The sequence below is a fragment of the Streptomyces sp. NPDC003284 genome (assembly GCF_053589675.1).
On sequence record NZ_JBSFSI010000026.1, the window covers coordinates 88,640 to 105,125 of the forward strand.

The 16,486-nt window shown below is 73.7% G+C and carries 14 protein-coding genes; 9 read left to right on the forward strand and 5 right to left on the reverse strand.

What is annotated here, in order from left to right; translation table 11 throughout:
- Positions 1-48 precede the first annotated feature (48 nt).
- Together ACWDYF_RS33940 and ACWDYF_RS33945 are read left to right on the forward strand one after the other, a co-directional pair.
- Positions 49-2,193 carry an alpha-galactosidase gene (locus tag ACWDYF_RS33940; protein ID WP_389473390.1) on the forward strand — a complete coding sequence of 715 codons (2,145 nt, stop codon included), beginning with the start codon at positions 49-51 and terminating at the stop codon, positions 2,191-2,193.
- Between the two features lie 136 nt (positions 2,194-2,329).
- Positions 2,330-3,181 carry an alpha/beta fold hydrolase gene (locus ACWDYF_RS33945; RefSeq protein WP_389473388.1) on the forward strand — a complete coding sequence of 284 codons (852 nt, stop codon included), beginning with the start codon at positions 2,330-2,332 and terminating at the stop codon, positions 3,179-3,181.
- Between the two features lie 42 nt (positions 3,182-3,223).
- Here ACWDYF_RS33945 and ACWDYF_RS33950 read toward each other — a convergent pair whose 3' ends face one another.
- Together ACWDYF_RS33950 and ACWDYF_RS33955 are read right to left on the reverse strand one after the other, a co-directional pair.
- Positions 3,224-3,949, reverse strand: a complete 726-nt coding sequence (locus ACWDYF_RS33950; protein ID WP_018570036.1) for a response regulator transcription factor — start codon at positions 3,947-3,949, stop codon at positions 3,224-3,226.
- The gene (locus tag ACWDYF_RS33955; protein ID WP_389473384.1) at positions 3,946-5,250 is read right to left on the reverse strand and encodes a sensor histidine kinase; all 1,305 of its coding nucleotides are present in this window, start codon (positions 5,248-5,250) and stop codon (positions 3,946-3,948) included. Before ACWDYF_RS33955 ends, ACWDYF_RS33950 begins: the two co-directional genes overlap by 4 nt.
- A gap of 273 nt (positions 5,251-5,523) precedes the next feature.
- Between ACWDYF_RS33955 and ACWDYF_RS33960 the strand changes: the two genes are divergently transcribed.
- From ACWDYF_RS33960 to ACWDYF_RS33970, 3 genes are all read left to right on the forward strand, one after another.
- Positions 5,524-8,049 carry an FtsX-like permease family protein gene (locus tag ACWDYF_RS33960; RefSeq protein ID WP_389473382.1) on the forward strand — a complete coding sequence of 842 codons (2,526 nt, stop codon included), beginning with the start codon at positions 5,524-5,526 and terminating at the stop codon, positions 8,047-8,049.
- Between the two features lie 104 nt (positions 8,050-8,153).
- The gene (locus tag ACWDYF_RS33965; protein WP_381741928.1) at positions 8,154-8,759 is read left to right on the forward strand and encodes a TetR/AcrR family transcriptional regulator; all 606 of its coding nucleotides are present in this window, start codon (positions 8,154-8,156) and stop codon (positions 8,757-8,759) included.
- Between the two features lie 140 nt (positions 8,760-8,899).
- Positions 8,900-9,553 (forward strand): maleylpyruvate isomerase N-terminal domain-containing protein, encoded by a 654-nt coding sequence (locus ACWDYF_RS33970; RefSeq protein WP_389473379.1) that lies wholly within the window; start codon positions 8,900-8,902, stop codon positions 9,551-9,553.
- Between the two features lie 52 nt (positions 9,554-9,605).
- Here ACWDYF_RS33970 and ACWDYF_RS33975 read toward each other — a convergent pair whose 3' ends face one another.
- The 3 genes from ACWDYF_RS33975 to ACWDYF_RS33985 all read right to left on the reverse strand — a co-directional run bounded on the left by ACWDYF_RS33975 (position 9,606) and on the right by ACWDYF_RS33985 (position 12,974).
- Complete coding sequence (locus tag ACWDYF_RS33975) at positions 9,606-10,244, reverse strand: class I SAM-dependent methyltransferase (RefSeq protein WP_389473377.1); 639 nt, start codon at positions 10,242-10,244, stop codon at positions 9,606-9,608.
- Positions 10,245-10,308: 64 nt separating this feature from the next.
- Positions 10,309-11,514 (reverse strand): hypothetical protein, encoded by a 1,206-nt coding sequence (locus tag ACWDYF_RS33980; RefSeq protein ID WP_389473375.1) that lies wholly within the window; start codon positions 11,512-11,514, stop codon positions 10,309-10,311.
- 20 nt (positions 11,515-11,534) lie between these two features.
- On the reverse strand, positions 11,535-12,974 hold the full coding sequence (locus tag ACWDYF_RS33985; RefSeq protein ID WP_389473373.1) for a pyridoxal phosphate-dependent decarboxylase family protein: 1,440 nt from the start codon (positions 12,972-12,974) through the stop codon (positions 11,535-11,537).
- Positions 12,975-13,272: 298 nt separating this feature from the next.
- Between ACWDYF_RS33985 and ACWDYF_RS33990 the strand changes: the two genes are divergently transcribed.
- The 4 genes from ACWDYF_RS33990 to ACWDYF_RS34005 all read left to right on the forward strand — a co-directional run.
- Complete coding sequence (locus tag ACWDYF_RS33990) at positions 13,273-14,349, forward strand: aldo/keto reductase (RefSeq protein WP_389473371.1); 1,077 nt, start codon at positions 13,273-13,275, stop codon at positions 14,347-14,349.
- A 60-nt stretch (positions 14,350-14,409) separates the two neighbouring features.
- Positions 14,410-15,162 (forward strand): SDR family NAD(P)-dependent oxidoreductase, encoded by a 753-nt coding sequence (locus tag ACWDYF_RS33995; protein ID WP_389473369.1) that lies wholly within the window; start codon positions 14,410-14,412, stop codon positions 15,160-15,162.
- 70 nt (positions 15,163-15,232) lie between these two features.
- On the forward strand, positions 15,233-16,051 hold the full coding sequence (locus ACWDYF_RS34000) for an oxidoreductase (protein WP_389473367.1): 819 nt from the start codon (positions 15,233-15,235) through the stop codon (positions 16,049-16,051).
- Between the two features lie 64 nt (positions 16,052-16,115).
- Positions 16,116-16,486: TetR family transcriptional regulator (locus ACWDYF_RS34005; RefSeq protein ID WP_389473365.1), on the forward strand; the 371-nt coding region annotated here is incomplete at its 3' end.

Genomic DNA, 16,486 nt, shown 5'->3' on the forward strand with positions numbered 1-16,486 from the left:
CGCGCCGCCCTCTGCCGCCGTCACCCCTTCTCGTGAACGTGAGGCCCGATGCCGATGATCTCCCATGCCCCGGACTCCGGGGTCTGGCTGCTGACCACGCCCCGTACGTCCTACGTCCTGCGTGTCGACGGCACGGGCGCGCCCTGCCATGTCGCCTGGGGGCCGCGGCTGACCCTGCGGGAGGCGGCGGATCTCGCCGTCCCGGCCCCGGCGGCGGCCAGCAGCTTCGAGGGACGGCCACCGGTCGGCGAGGAACTCCCGGTGGACGGCGGCCCCCGGTACGGGCCGCCGTCCCTCCAGGTGCGCTACGCGGACGGCACCCGCGGCTTCGAGTGGGAACCCGTCGGGCACCGCGTCCTCGCACCGGCGCCCGGCCGCGCCGAACTGGTCCTGGAGTTCCGCGACCGCCTGCACCCCCTGCATGTGGCGCTGCACTACACGGTGCGCGAGGACACCGACGTCATCGAGCGCCGCGCGGTGCTGCGCAACGCGGGCGAGCGGCCGCTGACCCTGCTGCGGGCCGACTCGGCCGCCTGGTCGCTGCCGCCGCTGCCCGGCTGGCGGCTCAGCCATGTCACCGGCCAGTGGTCGGCGGAGAACCAGCTCGCCCGCGAGCCGCTGCCGCGCGGCGAGACGGTGCTGACCAGCAGGCGCGGCATCACCAGCCATCACGCGGGACCGTGGCTGATGCTGGACGGTGGCGAGGCGTCCGAGGAGCACGGCAGGGTATGGAGCGCGGCCCTGGCCTGGAGCGGCAGTTGGCGCATCACCGTGCAGCGCACCCCGGACGGTCGCGCCGGGTTCACCGGGGGCGCCGGGCACGAGGGCACCTGTGTGCCGCTGGCACCGGGCGAGGAGTTCCGCACCCCGGTGTTCGCCGGTCTCTTCACCGAGGGCGGCTTCGGCGCGGCGAGCCGGGCCTGGCACACCTATGTCCGCCGCCATGTGCTGGCGCACGCCGACGAGGTGGCGCCCGTGCTCTACAACTCCTGGGAGGCCACCGGTTTCGACGTCGACGAGGCGGGTCAGAAGGCGCTCGCCGAGCGGGCCGCCGCGCTGGGTGTCGAGCTGTACGTCGTCGACGACGGCTGGTTCGGCGCGCGGCGCAGCGACCGGGCGGGCCTGGGCGACTGGACCCCGGCCCCGGACCGCTTCCCCGCCGGGCTCGGACCGCTGGCCGACACGGTGCACGGACTCGGTATGCGCTTCGGCCTCTGGGTGGAGCCGGAGATGGTCAATCCGGACAGCGACCTGTACCGCGCCCACCCGGACTGGGTGCTGCACCTGCCCGGCCGCACCCGCACGGAGCTGCGCCACCAGCTGGTGCTGGACTTCGCCCGCGACGATGTCGCCGAGTGGGCGTACGGCTGGCTGACGCGGCTGGTGGGCGAGTACGGCGTCGACTTCCTCAAGTGGGACATGAACCGCCCCTTCAGCGAGGCCGGCCGACCGGGGGCCCGGGGCGAGGCGGAGCAGGGGCCGGACGGCGGCGACCGGCTGTGGACGGCGTACGTGGAGCGGCTGTACGGCGTCCTCGACCGGCTGCGGGCCGATCACCCGGGGCTGCGGGTGGAGACGTGCAGCGGCGGCGGCGGCCGTGTCGACCTGGGGATTCTCGCCCGTACCGATCAGGCGTGGGTGTCGGACAACACCGACGCGGTGGACCGGCTGGTGATCCAGCACGGCTTCGGCCAGCTCCATCCGGCGCGTGTGCTGTCCGCCTGGGTGACGGATGTGCCGAACCAGCTCACCGCGCGCACGGTGCCGCTGCGCTTCCGCTTCCATGCCGCGATGTCCGGGCTGCTGGGCATCGGCGGCGACCTGGCCCGCTGGTCGCCGGCCGAGCTGGCGGAGGGCGCCGAGCTGGTGGCCGCGTACAAGAAGGTGCGGCATCTGGTGCAGCAGGGTGACCTGTACCGGCTGTCCGGTCCGCACGGCGAGGGCGCGACGGTCGTGCAGTACGCGGCCGCGGACGGCGCCGAGACCTTGGTGCTGGCCTGGCGGCGCGGGCCGCGCCACGGGGTGCCGCAGCTTCCGGTGCGGCTGCGCGGGCTCACCGCCGGGGCCCGCTACCGCGACACCGGCACGGGCGAGGTGCACCATGCCGCGGTGCTCACCGAGTACGGCTTCCGCCCCGGCCTGGCGCCGGGCGACTGGGCGAGCTGCGCGGTGCACCTGGTCCGGGTGGCCTGACGGGCACCCTCCCCATTCGTCACTGGCTTGACAGGTGACGGCACCCATGGAACATTAATCACCAGTTAGAGCGGTGACGGGCGCCGAGGTGCCGGTCTCGATTCCCGAATCGAATCTCCGTGAAGGGTGATTTCTCATGGTCGGTATCAAGAATCTGCGGGGCCGGCGGTTCGTGACGGCGGTCGCGGCCACGCTCACGGCGGGCATCGCGGGTACCGCGTTCGCCGTGAACGCGAGCAGCACACCCCAGCACACGGACACCGCCGGCCGGCACGCCAGGCCGACGATCGTCCTGGAACACGGCGCGTTCGCCGACGCCTCCAGCTGGAACGGCGTGATCACACGACTGCGCGCCGACGGCTACCCCGTCGTCGCCGCCGCCAACCCCCTGCGCAGCCCCAGCGGCGACGCCACCGCCCTGCGCAGCCTCCTCGACCACATCAAGGGCCCCAAGATCCTCGTCGGCCACTCCTACGGCGGCTCCGTCATCAGCCAGGCCGCCACCGGCAACCACGACATCAAGGCCCTCGTCTACGTCGCCGCCTTCCTCCCCGCCCCCGGCGAGACCGCCCTCGGCCTCACGAACAAGTACCCCGGCTCCACCCTCCCCGACGCCCTCGACCCCGTCCCCTACAAGAACGCCGACGGCACCACCGGCACCGACCTCTACATCCAGCAGGACAAGTTCCGCCACCAGTTCGCCGCCGACGTCCCCCGCGACCAGGCCGCCCTCGCCGCCGCCGGCCAACGCCCCATCGCCCAGGCCGCCCTGGAGGAGAAGGCCACCACCGCCGCCTGGAAGACCATCCCCAGCTGGGACATCGTCACCACCCAGGACCTCAACATCCCCGCCGCCGCACAGCGCTTCATGGCCCAGCGCGCCCACGCCCACACCACCGAGATCGCCGCCTCCCACTCCGTCGCCGTCTCCCACCCCGGCCTCGTCACCAACGTCATCGAGAAGGCCGTACACGCCACCGCCAGGTGAGTGAGGCGAGGGAACCGCTCTCCGGGACGAGCAGGACAGGCCCTACGGCCGGTCCTGCTCGTCCCGTGCCGTGCACACGCCGTTCTCCCAGGCCCAGGCCGCGATCTCGACCCGGTTGCGGGCGGCGAGCTTGCGCTGCACGCTGCCCAGATGCGTCTTCACCGTGGAGAGCGAGACGTGCAGGTCGGCCGCCAGTTCCTCGTTGGTGCGCCCCCGGGCGACCAGGCGTACGACGTCCATCTCGCGGGCGGTCAGCGGGAGTTCGGGTGCCGTGCGCGCGGCGGGGGCGGCGGGCGGCGCGGGCGGGGCGGGCCGGGGGCGCGCGGCGGCGTCGGAGGCGGCGTCCGTCATGTGCTTCAGCAGCCGGACGGTGATCGACGGCGAGATGAGGGCGTTGTCGGCGGCGACGGCCCGTACCGCCTCCACGAGCAGCGCGGGCGAGCCGTCCTTGAGCAGGAAGCCGCACGCGCCGTTGCGCAGCGCCCGGTACACGTACTCGTCCACGTCGAAGGTGGTCGCGATGAGCACGTTCAGCGGCTCGGCCGCGTCCGGGCCCGCCAGCAGCCGGGTCGCCTCCAGACCGTCGAGTCCGGGCATCCGGATGTCCAGCAGGCACACGTCGGGGCGCAGCCGCCTGGCCTCCTGGACCGCGGTGGCGCCGTCCGCCACCGACGCGACGATCTCCATGTCGGGCTGCGAGCCGAGGATCATGCCGTAGGCCGAGCGGATCATCTGCTGGTCGTCGGCGAGGAGAATTCTGATCGTCATGGGTCCAGGGTGTCAGCCGCCCCGGACTCGTCCGTGCCGTGGGGCGGCGCTCCGGACGTCGGACCTTCGAGCGGGCCGGGCAGCGGGATGTCCGCCTCCACGACCCAGCCGACGCCGGTGCGCGGGCCCGCGGTGACGGTGCCGCCGACCAGGGCGGCGCGTTCCGCGAGCCCGACCAGGCCGTAGCCGCTCCCGGCCCCGGTCCCGGCGCGCCGGGCGGGCGCGGGCGACCGGGCCGGGGCGTCGGCGGCGGTTCCGGCCGCCGCCTCCGCGTCGTCGCACACCGACACCCGTACGACGGGCCGGGCGGTGTCACCGGCCACGCGGACGTCCACGGTGACCCTGTGCGCACCGTGCGCGTGCTTGCGTACGTTGGTCAGCGCCTCGCGCACGACCTGGTGCACGGTGGTGGCGATGCCGGGCGGCAGCCCGCCCGTGGTCAGGCGCGGGTCGAGGGTGAGGGCGGTGCGCGGGCCGGAGGCGGAGAACCGCTCGGTGAGGGTGCGCAGTCCGGCCAGGCCGCCACCGGGCCCCGTCGCCGCTCCGCCGCCCCGCGGGTCCCGCAGCACGGCCACCATGCTCCGCATCGACTGCATGGCCTGCGAACCGGCCTCCTCGACGGCCGCGAGCATGCCGTCCAGTTCCTCGGGGCCGGGCGGCCGCCCGGCGGCGGTGGCGAACCGTACGGCCTTGGTCTGGGCGATGATCGCGGTCACGTGGTGGCCGACGAAGTCGTGCAACTCCCTTGCGTAATCAATGCGTTGTTCTTGCAGTGCGGCCTCGTGCTCGCGCTCGCGGAACCGGTCGAGCAGCCGCAGGTACAGGCCGAGCACCGCAGCGAGGGCCGCCGCGCACCACAGCACCGGGACCGTGAACGAGCCCGCCCGGCTGTACTCCGCCGACGGCAGCCGCAGGAAGATCACGGTGAGCGCGGCCACCGCTCCCGAGGCCACGGCGACGGCCCGCAGCGGCGGACCCAGGCGCAGCGCGCGGGCGACGACCAGGAGCAGCGCGCACGACTCGACGACGCCGAAGGTGTGTTCGGCGCGGACATCGGTCAGGACGGCGAGCAGGGTCACCAGGCCGGAGGCGACGACGGCGGCGAGGGCCACCGGGCCGAAGCGGTCGCGGGGGACGGCGACGGCGGCCAGGGCCAGGGCGCCGGACAGCGTCCAGGCCACGGCCGACCACACGGACCCCGCGTCGGTGCTCTCGGCCACCACCGCGGACAGCGACAGCACCGCCGCGCAGCGCGCCGCGCTGCGCCGGCCGCTCACCGGGACGTCGAAGAACTGCTTCATGTCTGTGCAGGTTACGGGCCGGTGGCGGGCGGCGCCTCGACCGTTCGGCCGAGGCGCGGCGCGCACCGGAGCGCCGGATTCGGTCCTCCGGCCGATCCGCCGCCGCCCCGCGCCGGGCGATGATCGGGACACCGGGCCGCCCCGCCCCCTCCGCACACACACGCTCCCACACATGTCACGTGTCTCCTCACGTTTCTCCCCCCTCCCTGCCCACGTTCCTCTCCTTGCCCCCGTCCCTCTCCTTGCCCCCGTCCGGCAGCCCTGGAAGGCGTCATGTTCCGTACCGTCCTGCGCTCCGTCCACCGCGATCTGCGGCGCTTCGTGCTGCCCGCGCTGGCCGTGCTGATCGGTGTCGCGTGTGTCAGCGGCTCGTTGCTGTACAGCCGGTCGCTGGCCGAGGGCGCCGACCGGCTCCAGCGGGCGTCACGGCCCGATGTGTCGGTGGAGGTGCGCGCGACCGGCGCCCCGGCGGCGGGCGGCGCCCCGGCGGTGCCGGACGAGGCGCTGCGGCGGCGGCTGGCCGCGCTGCCGGGGGTGGCCGCGGCGCGCGGCACCCTGGTGGGCCGGGCGTTCCTGGTGGCGCGCGACGGCACGCTGGTGGGACCGGCGTCCGGCGCGGCCGGGGTGGACTTCACACCGGACCGGCACGGGTCCGACCCCCGCTACGCCCTGACCGGCGGGCGCGGCCCGCAGGGTCCCGGCGAGGCCGCCGTCGACCGGTGGTCGGCCGCCCGCGCCGGCTACCGGGTCGGGGACCGGGTGCGGGTCGTCGTGTCCGGCGAGGTCCGCTCGGTGCGGCTCACCGGGGTGTTCACCGTGGACGACCCCGTCGTCGCGGCGGGCGGCACGGTCACCGCGTTCGACCGGGCCACCGCGCGCACCCTGTTCGCGCCCGCGCCGGGCGCCTACGCGTCGGTGACGCTCGCGGCCGCTCCCGGCACCGCCCCCTCAGTGCTCGCGGAGCGTGCGGCACGGGTGCTGCCCGCCGGTCTGGAGGCGGTCTCCCGCCCGGAACTCGACGCCGAGGCCGCGGCGGCGCCCGACCGTGCGAAGCTCGGCACGCTGCTGCTGGTGTTCGCGGGGATCGCGCTGTTCGTCTCGGCGTTCCTGGTGGGCAACACCTTCACGATGCTCAGCGCCGCGCGGGCCCGGGAACACGCCCTGCTGCGCGCGGTGGGCGCGAGCCGGGGCCGGGTGCTGCGGACGGTGCTCGGCGAGGCGGCCCTGGTCGGCGCCGTCGCGGCGCTGGCCGGATATGTGACCGGCATCGGGGTGGCCGCCGCGCTGGGCACGCTGTTCGGCCCCGGCGCGGGCCCGGGGGCCGCGGCCCCGCTGCGGCCGCTGGCTCCCGTGCCGCTGCTGACCGCACTGGCGGTCGGTGTCGCCGTCACGGCCGCCGCCGCGTACGTGCCCGCGCTGCGCGCCTCGGCCGTCGCTCCGGTCGCCGCGCTCCGTACCGACCTGCCCGCCCCCGCCCCGTCGCTGCGCCGCCGCACTCTCGCCGGGGCTCTGGCCACGGGCGCGGGCGCACTGCTGCTGGCCGTCGCGGGCGGCGAGCTGGCGGTGCTCGCGGCGGGGCTGCCGGTGCTGCTCGCCGGTCTGGTGCTGCTCACCCCGGTGATCGCGCCGCCGCTGACCCGGGTGCTGCGCGCACCGCTGCGGCGGGCGACCGGCGTACGCGGTGTGCTGGCGCTGGCCAATGTGCGCCGCAACCCGCGGCGCACCGCGGCGACCGCCGGGGCGCTCACCGTGTGCGTGGCGCTGGTCAGCGCGGTCACCGTGGCGCTGTCCTCGCTGAGCGCCACGGCGGCCCGGAAGGCCGGGGCGGAACTGCCGACGGACCTGCGGATCGGCGCGGTCGACTTCGCCGAGGTCGGCGCGGACACGGCGGGCCGGGTCGCGCGGCTGCCGCACGTGGCGGCGGTCACCGCGGTCCGGGAAAGCTCCTTCGGGCTGCGCGACGGCTCGACGCTGTGGGCGGCCGTCGTCGACCCGGACGCCGTGGGCCGCGGGCGCCTGGGCGGCCTCACGGTGCGCGCCGGTTCCCTGGACGGCCTGGCGCGGGGTGTCGCCGTCACGACCGGGCTGGCCGCGGCGCACGGCTGGAAGCCGGGCGACCGTCTCACCGGCCGGGAGCTGTCCGCCGCCGGGGTCCCGGACGGCCCGGCCCTGGACCGGCCGATCGTCGCGGTCTACGACGGCCCCGAGGCGCTGGGCCCGGCCCTGCTGCCCGAGAGCGCGCTCGCGGGGGCCGGGGCGGCGCGCGGCGGCCCGGTCACCTCGGTCCTCGTACGGGCCGAGCCGGGCCGTACCGAGGAGCTGAAGGAGGAGGTCCGCCGCGCCCTGGACAACCCGCTGCTGGTGGTCCAGGACCGGGCGGACGCGCAGCGGGACGCGGCCGAGTCGTTCGGTCCGCTGCTGTCCGTGCTGTACGCGATGCTCAGTGTCACCGTCGCCATCGGGGCGCTGGGGGTCGCCAACACCATGGGCATGGCGGTGTTCGAACGGGTGCGGGAGATCGGCCTGCTGCGCGCCGTCGGCCTCGACCGCGCCGGGGTGCGGTCCATGCTGCGGGTCGAGTCCGTCGTGGTGTCCCTGCTGGGCTCCGGTCTTGGCGTCCTGGCGGGCGGCGCGGCGGGGGTGGCGGCGGTGTCCGGCCAGCCGGGCGCGGTGATCTCCCTGCCCTGGCTCTCCCTGGCGGCCTTCTTCGCCGGTGCCGCCGCGATCGGCCTGCTGGCCGCCCTCGGCCCGGGGGCGCGGGCGGCGGCACTGCCCATCACGCGGGCGGTGGAGGTCTAGGGTCGCCCGTCGGACCGGGGGGCGGGCGGGCGTCCTCCTGTCCGTGGCCGGTGGCGGCGGCGGTCGTAGAATGGACCACCGGTCCGGTGAAGGGGAGCTGGAGTATGGTCCACGTTCTGACCCCCAAGGGGCAGGCGACACGCAAGCGCATCGTCGCCGGGGCCTCCGAGGTCCTGCGCGAGGAGGGCCTGACGGCCACGCTGGACGACATCCGCGAGCGGACCCGGACCAGCAAGAGCCAGTTGTTCCACTACTTTCCCGGCGGCCGGGACCAACTCCTGCTGGAGGTGGCCAACTTCGAGGCCGGCCAGGTCCTGGAGGACCAGCAGCCGTATCTGGGGAACCTGGACAGCTGGGAGGCGTGGGACCGGTGGCGCGACTCGGTCGTCGCGCGGTACCGGGACCAGGGCGACACCTGTTCGCTGGGCTCCCTGCTCCGCCAGGTCGGCCCCGCCTCCCCCGGTGCGCAGGCGGTGGTCGTCGAGCTGATGCGCAAGTGGCAGGAGCACATCGCCGAGGGCATCAGGGCGCTCAGGAGCAGGGGGCTGCTGCCGGACACCTTCGACGTCGACACGGCCGCGGCGGCGCTGCTGGCCGGTATCCAGGGCGGGGTGGCACTGCTGCTCGCCACGGGCCGGATCAGCCATCTGGAGGCCGCTCTGGACTGGGGGATCGCGCAGTTGCGCGCGGCGGAACCGAAGGCCACCTGAACCGGGCGCCGTGCCCTGCCCGTTGGCCGTGCCCTGCCCGTTGCGGGAGCACGGCGGCGGGAGCCGGGGCCGCGCCGCGTCCGGGCCGGGGCCGCGCAATGCCGTCGCGCCGCCCGTGCGACCGGTGCTAGCTTGCGGACGTGGATCTCTTCACGCGCTCCTGGACGGCGCTGCTGTCGGCGGTCGCCGAGCTGGCCGACGAGGACTTCGCGCGCCCGTCGGGCTGTGCGGGCTGGCTGGTGCGGGACCTGGTGTGCCATCTGATCATCGACGCGCAGGACGTCCTGATCACCCTGGTCACTCCCACCGACGCGGAACCGACCCGGGACGCGGTGACCTACTGGGACATCGTGGAGCCACCGTCCGGCGACGATCCGCTGGACGCGCTGATCGTCCGCCTGGCCGCCGCCTACGAGCAGCCGGGGCTGCTCACGTTCCACCTGGACGACGTCGGTTCGGCCGCCGGACGCGCCGCGCTGCTCGCCGACCGCGGGCTGCGGGTCACCACCCAGGGGCAGGTCCTCACCGCGGGCGACTACCTCGACGCGTACGTCCTGGAGTGGACGCTGCACCATCTCGACCTCGTGGCACGTCTGTCCGGCGCGGCGCGGCCGCCCGCCGAGTCGCTGGCGCGCTCGCGGGAGCTGCTGGAGAAGATCGCCGGGCTCGTGTTCCCGCCGTCGTTCTCCGACCGGGACGTCCTGCTCGTCGGGACCGGACGGCGGCAGCCGACCCCGGCGGAACGGACCGCGCTGGGCGCTTCGGCCGCGCGGCTGCCGTTCCCTGTCAGCTGACCGACCGGCTTCCCCGTCGGCCGGCCGATGGGCTTCTCCGTCGGCCGGCGGGTCAGCCCAGGCGCATCAGCAGGTGGCCGCGGCGGAAGCGCTCCTCCTCGCCGGGCTCGCGCAGCATGCGGCCGATCTCGGTGAACCCGGCACCGGCGGCGATCCGGGCCAGCTCGTCGACCGGCCACCGGTAGGCGGTGGTCACCTTGTGGTCGAACGCCGTGACGGGGCCGCCCTCCGCCTCGAAGAAACCGAGCAGCAGCCGGCCGCCGGGGGCCAGCACCCGCCGGAACTCGGCGATGTACGCGGGCACGTCCCGCGGCGGGGTGTGGATCAGCGAGTACCAGGAGACGACACCGGCGAGACTCCCGTCCGCGAGGTCCAGAGCGTCCATGGAGCCGACGTCGAACCGCAGGTCCGGGTACGCCTCGCGGGCCAGGCCGACCATCACCGGTGACAGGTCGATGCCGCGCACGTCCAGCCCCAGGTCTCTGAGGTGTGCGGTCAGATACCCGGGTCCGCAGCCGAGTTCGGCGACCGGACCGGCACCGGCGGCGCGTACGGAGTCGGCGAACGCCGCGATCACCGCACGGTCCAGCGGCAGCCCGGCCAGCGAGTCGCGGACCAGATCGGCGTAGCGGACCGCGACGGCGTCGTAGGCGTCGGCGGTGGTGGTCAGGTGCGGCGCGGGTTCGGTCACAGGCGAGGACCCTAGCCGCTGCCCGGCCTTCGCCGTAAGGGGCCGCAGGCCCGCCATGACCTCGTCACTCGTCAGGGGACAGCGGCATGGTGGCCGGGAAGGAGACGGTCCGCCGGAGGTGCCGCCGGGCGGGCCGTGGGACATGGCCGGCCGTCGGGCGGATGGCGGCCACCGGGTGGACGGGGAAGCGGAAGTACGTGGTCAGGTCCGCGCGCTGCCCGACCACGCGGTAGCTGACCAGTTCCTGGAGACCGACGAAGGCTTCGAGCGGCCGGGGTGCGAGCGCGTCGACCAGCTTCCGGTACGGACCGGCGGGGATGCCCTCGCTCGCCATGAGCGCCGCCACCCGCTCGGTCGTGTCCCGTTCGCACCGGGACAGGCTCGCCACGCGCAGATACGTGGTCGCCTCCTCGGCCCGGTCGCAGCCCTTGCGGAAGGCCAGACAGGTCAGAGGGGCCTCGCCGGCGTCCCCGTGTTCCCCTCCGACAAGGACGGAGTAGGCCCGGCCGGCCCGGGCCGCGTCGTGCGATCCGGCCAGCCCGGCGAGGGAGTTCAGCTCCTCCACCGTGGCGGCGGCACCGCGGTAGTAGACCTTCGCCCTGCTCTGCGGTGCGTCGGAGAGGTCGAGGGCGAAGAATTCCAGCTCATGCTTTCCGGTGTTCACTCCGGAAGATGCCGCGGCCCATGCCGCGCCCATTTCCAGGATTTCCATGGCGGCCCCGACCGCTGCCTCGCGTTCGTCCGTCCCCCAGCGGTACAGGCCGAAGTACGCCTTCAGGGAGACGGGTTCGCCGGGGCGCAGGACGAGGGAATGCCACAGGGGAGCCGGCGGTCCCGGACGGCCGGCGAAGAAAACGCCACCCACTCGTTCGAAATGATCGAGTGCGGCACCCAGTCGCACGGCCAGCCGATCCGTGGCAGCCAATGCCACCAAATCGGGCCGCACGGCGGCGAATCCGATGTCGAAGAGAACCCGGAGTTCCGGACCGGAACCCGTCCACTTCACAGAGATTTCGGCCGGGAACCCGTCCTCTGCCACGTACGACGGGTGACGGCACTCCCGGCCGATCTCGATGGCGAACCACGGATCAAGGACTTCCCTGAGCAGATCACTCGACGCCGCGGCCTCGCCGGGCGGAAGGTCCAGAGCGTCACACGCTCTCTCCCATTGTGTGCACAGAAACTCACCCACAGTTTCGTCGCACACATCATAAAGACCGAAACGAGCCATCACGCTTCCCTGTTGCTTTTTCAGTGTTTCGTTCTGCATCACTTCATCGGCCAGCCGGATCAGAGCGCGGCGACGGCAGCCGCTATCTCGTCCAGCGCCTCGTCCACGTGCTCCCTGTGTGTCGCGTACGCCACGACGCACATCCGGATGGCCTGGCGGCCTTCGATGACGGTGCTGTAGATGAGGACGCGGCCACTCGCGTTGATGTGCTGAGGGAGCTTCCGCGTGGCCTCGTCGGCCTTCTCGACGGCTTCGGGGCTCGCGTCACGCGGACGGATACGAAAGGTCACGGTGCTCAGTTCCGGGCGCCAGGGGACGTCGAGCGCAGGCATGCCGGTGAGCTGTTCGTAGGCGTGCTCGGCGAGGTCGAGTTTCTCGTCGAGTGCTGTGCGGAAGGCCGCGACACCGTGCAGATGCAGGGGTAGCCACACGCGTGTCCCCCGGTTCTCCCGGCTCAACTCGATGCCCCGGTAGGCGTAGTCGGGAAGCGCGTCGGACGAACCGACGTCCTGGAGGACGCTGCCGGTGCCCTGGTGCGCGGCGGCCAGCGCGCCAGGGTCACGTACGACGAGCGCTCCGGTGCCGAACGGCAGGAACAGGGTCTTGTGCGGATCGAGGGTGACCGAGTCCGCCCGTTCGACACCGGCCAGCCGACGGCGCCCGCGCTCCGTCAGCCGGAAGAAGCCTCCGTAGGCCGCGTCCACATGGAACCAGAGGTTCTCCTCCTCGGCCAGATCGGCAAGGGCCGGCAGCGGGTCGATGGTCCCGGCGTCGGTGGTCCCCGCGGTGGCCACCAGGAGGAAGGGACGCAATCCGTCGCGCCGGTCGCGCCGTATCGTTTCCGCCGTAGCCGCGACATCCAGGTGCAGTCGGCCGGTGGTGGGTACGACGCGGATGTTGCGCTCCCGGATGCCCGCGATCCGGGCGGCCTTCGCCACCGAGTGATGGGTCTGCGCGCCGACGTAGAGGGCCCCGTTCTCCAGGGACTCACCCAGCCGGATGTGCCGCGCCGTGACCACCGCGGAGAGGTTTGCCGTCGAGCCGCCCGTGGTGAGGATCCCGGAACTGCCCGCGGGGAGCCCGCACACGTCCTGGGCCATCCACCGCAGCACGCTCTCCTCCATGGCGGTCAGCGCGGGGGCGGCGGCGGCCAGCCCGCCGAAGCGGTTGACCGTGCGGGTGAAGAACTCGGCCAGCGCGGAGGTGTAGATGCCGCCGCCCGGGATCGCGGCCAGCACACGCGGCCCGGCGGTCTCCATCGCCAGGTCGGCGGCCCGGCACAGCCGGTCGAGCAGCACGGACAGGTCACCTCCCTCCTCCGGCGGCGCCGCCGTGAACGGTGCGACCAGCTCCCCGACGGCCGCCATGTCCGGTGCGGAGCTGGCCGGGCGCCGCGGTACCGCCGCCACGAACTCAGCGAGCCGGGAGACCACGGCCGCGCCCAGCTCCCGCACCTCTTCGGGGGACACCTCTAGCGGAAGGTGAGGGGGGATGCCCATGCACTGTCCTTTCTCGGATGACCGGAGGTCACCCTCGCACTCACACATGCTTCCGAGACGGCAACGGATTGCGCGCGGACCAGGTTCACAGGACAGCGCAGTGACCCGCCAGAGCCAGGTGTCTTTCCAGACAGCCGTCCACGGAACGGCAGATCAGCCGCACCTCGACCGGCCAGGCTGGACAAGAGGCCAGCGGCCTCTTATAGTCGTGACCCGTAAAGGTCCACTGGCCTCTTATCTACCGGGCCACTGTGCCGAGACACCGAGACACCGAGACGATGGACAGGAGCGGTCGGCCATGAGCGACGACACCGCGCACATGTATGAAGAGGCCGGAGCACCGCATCCGGCACGGGTGCCGCTGGGCGGCTCGGGCCTGTCCGTGCGGCCCGTCGGCCTCGGCCTCATGGGGATGTCGCAGTTCTACGGTGCGGCAGACCCGGACACCTCGGCCGCGACGATCCGGGCCGCCGTGGACCTGGGGGTGGACTTCTTCGACACCTCGGACTACTACGGCGCGAGCAGCGCCGCACCCGGGAGCCCGGTGGCAGGCTTCGGGCACAACGAGGAACTGCTGGGACGTGCCCTGAAGGGTCTGCGGGACCGGGCTGTCGTGGCGACCAAGTTCTCCGCCCGCCCGACCCCCGAGGGCCGCAGCTTCTTCGACGGCCGCCCGGAGTACGTACGCACCGCCTGCGAGGCCAGCCTGCGGCGGCTGGGCACCGACCGGATCGACCTGTACTACTACCACCGCCTCGACCCGGCCGTCCCGGTCGAGGACACCGTGGGCGCCATGGCGGAACTCGTCGCCGAGGGCAAGGTCCGGGCGATCGGCCTGAGTGAGGTCACCCCGGAGATCCTGCGGCGGGCGAACGCGGTCCACCCCGTGTCCGCCCTCCAGAGCGAGTACTCCCTGTGGGAGCGCGGGGTCGAGGCGGCGGTGCTGCCGGAGTGCCGCCGGCTGGGCGTCACCCTGGTCCCCTACAGCCCGCTGGGCCGTGGCATGCTCGCGGGCGGCTTCCGCCCCGGCATCGTCTTCGGCCGCGAGGACTTCCGCTCCACCCTGCCCAAGTTCCAGGGCGCGAACTTCGACCACAACATGCGACTGGTCGACGCGCTCCGGGAGTTCGCCGCCGGCCGGGGCCACACCCCGGGGCAGGTCGCGCTCGCCTGGCTGCTCTCCCAGCCGCACGACATCGCACCGATCCCGGGCGCCAAGCGCATGGCCTACGTCCGTGAGAACTCCGCGGCGACCTCGGTCCCCCTCAGCGCCGACGACGTCGCCCGCCTGAGCGCGCTGTTCGACCCCGCGCGGGTCAGGGGCGGCCAGTACGGCGCTCTGAACACCGCCGTGCGCGACGCGGACGAGAAGTAGCGAGAAGCACAGAAGGACCAAGACAGCGAAGAAGCCTCAGCACAGCGAGGAACGAGACACATGAACTTCAGCGATCAGTTCACCGGCCGGACCGCCTTCGTCACGGGCGCGGGCAGCGGCATCGGCTCCGACATCGCCCGGGTGCTCGCCGAACGCGGCGCCGCCGTGGCCCTGGTGGGACGCCGGGAAGCACCGCTGCGGCAGGTCGCCGACGAGATCACCGCGGCGGGCGGCAAGGCCCTGGTCCTGGCCACGGACGTCAGCGACGCGCACGCCGTCGAGCACGCCGTCGCCGAGACGGTCCGCCACTTCGGCGCCCTGCATCTGGCCGTGAACAACGCGGGCACCTCCAGCGTCCACCACGACGTCCCCGACCTGCCCGAGGACGAGTGGAACGCCACCATCGGGATCAACCTCTCCGGTGTCTTCCACGGACTGAAGTACCAGATCCCGGCGATCAAGGAGGCCGGTGGCGGCGCCATCGTCAACATCTCCAGCGTCTTCGCCGACCGGGGCCTGTCCCACCGTGCCGCCTACAGCGCGAGCAAGCACGGCATCCGGGGCCTGACCCGTTCGGCCGCCGCCGACTGGGCGCGGCACGGCATCCGGATCAACGAACTCCAGCCCGGTGTCATCCCGGTCCCGCGCCAGCAGGGCAACCCCGAGGAAGTCGCCCGGATCGCCGAGGGCATCCCGGCCCGCCGGCTCGGCACCGGCCGCGAGATCGCCAAGGCCGTCTGCTTCCTGCTCTCCGACGAGGCCGCTTACGTCACCGGCGCCCATCTCGCCGTGGACGGCGGCTTCCTCGTCTGAGCCCCCGCGACACACCCCCCGTACACCCCCAGAGACACATCACACCACGGAAAGAAACCGAGGCACTCTCATGAGCAAGACATGGCTGATCACCGGCAGTTCCCGCGGTCTGGGCCGCGCCCTGGCCGAGGCGGTGCTCGACGCGGGGCACAACCTGGTGGCCACCGCCCGGCGCACCGAGTCCCTCAGGGACCTCGCCGACACGTACGGCGACCGCGTCCGCCTGGTCACCCTGGACGTGACCGACGCCGAGGCCGCACGGCGGGCCGTCTCCGCAGCGGTCGAGACCTTCGGCCGCCTGGACGTGGTCGTGAACAACGCGGGCTACGCGGACATGGCCTCGATCGAGGACATGCCCGAGGCGGAGTTCCGCGCCCAGATCGACGCCAACCTCTACGGCGTCGTCAACGTCACCCGCGCCGCGCTCCCCGTCCTGCGCGAGCAGGGATCCGGCCACATCATCCAGGTCTCCTCCGTCGGCGGACGCGTGGGCGGCCCCGGCCTGGGCGCCTACCAGACGGCCAAGTGGGCGGTCGGCGGCTTCTCCGAGGTGCTCGCCAAGGAAGTGGCACACCTCGGTATCAAGGTGACCGTGGCCGAGCCCGGCGCCATGCGCACCGACTGGGCCGGATCCTCCATGAGCACGCCGCCCGTCAGCGAGCCGTACAAGGAGGTCATCGAGCCCGCCATCGCCCGGCAGCGCCAGTCGGACGGCAAGCAGCCCGGCGACCCGGCTCGCATCGCGCGGATCCTGCTGGACATCGCGGAGGCCCCGGAGCCGCCGCTGCGGCTGCTGCTCGGCAAGGACGCTTCCGCAGTGGGCCGGTTCGTGTCCGAGAATCGTGCCGCCGAGGACGCCAAGTGGCGCCACGTGAGCGAGTCCGTGTGACCGGAGTCAGCGGCCGGGGGGCGTCCCAGCGACGCCCCCCGGCCCCGCCTTCGGAGATGCGGCGGTGACCGGCGACCGGCAGCCCGGCTTCCGGCGGGCGCGCAGTGCGGAGCAGCGTGAGGCGCGCAGGCGGGCGATCCTGGCGGCCGCGGCGGAGTCGCTGGAGGAGATGCCGGTCGGGGACGTCAGCCTGCGGGAACTGGCCCGCCGTGTGGGCCTGTCCAAGACCAACGTCGTGCGGTACTTCGAGACCCGCGAGGCCGTGTTCTTCGCCCTGCTCAACCAGTCCTTCGACCAGTGGCTGGACGGGCTGCCCGCCGACCTCGCCGCGGCCGCCCCGTCCGGACCGGCGTCGCCCGCGTCCGTGACCGACGCCCTGGCCCGCTCCCTCGCCCGCCGCCGCCTGCTGTGCGAACTCCTCAGCTCCCTGGGCAC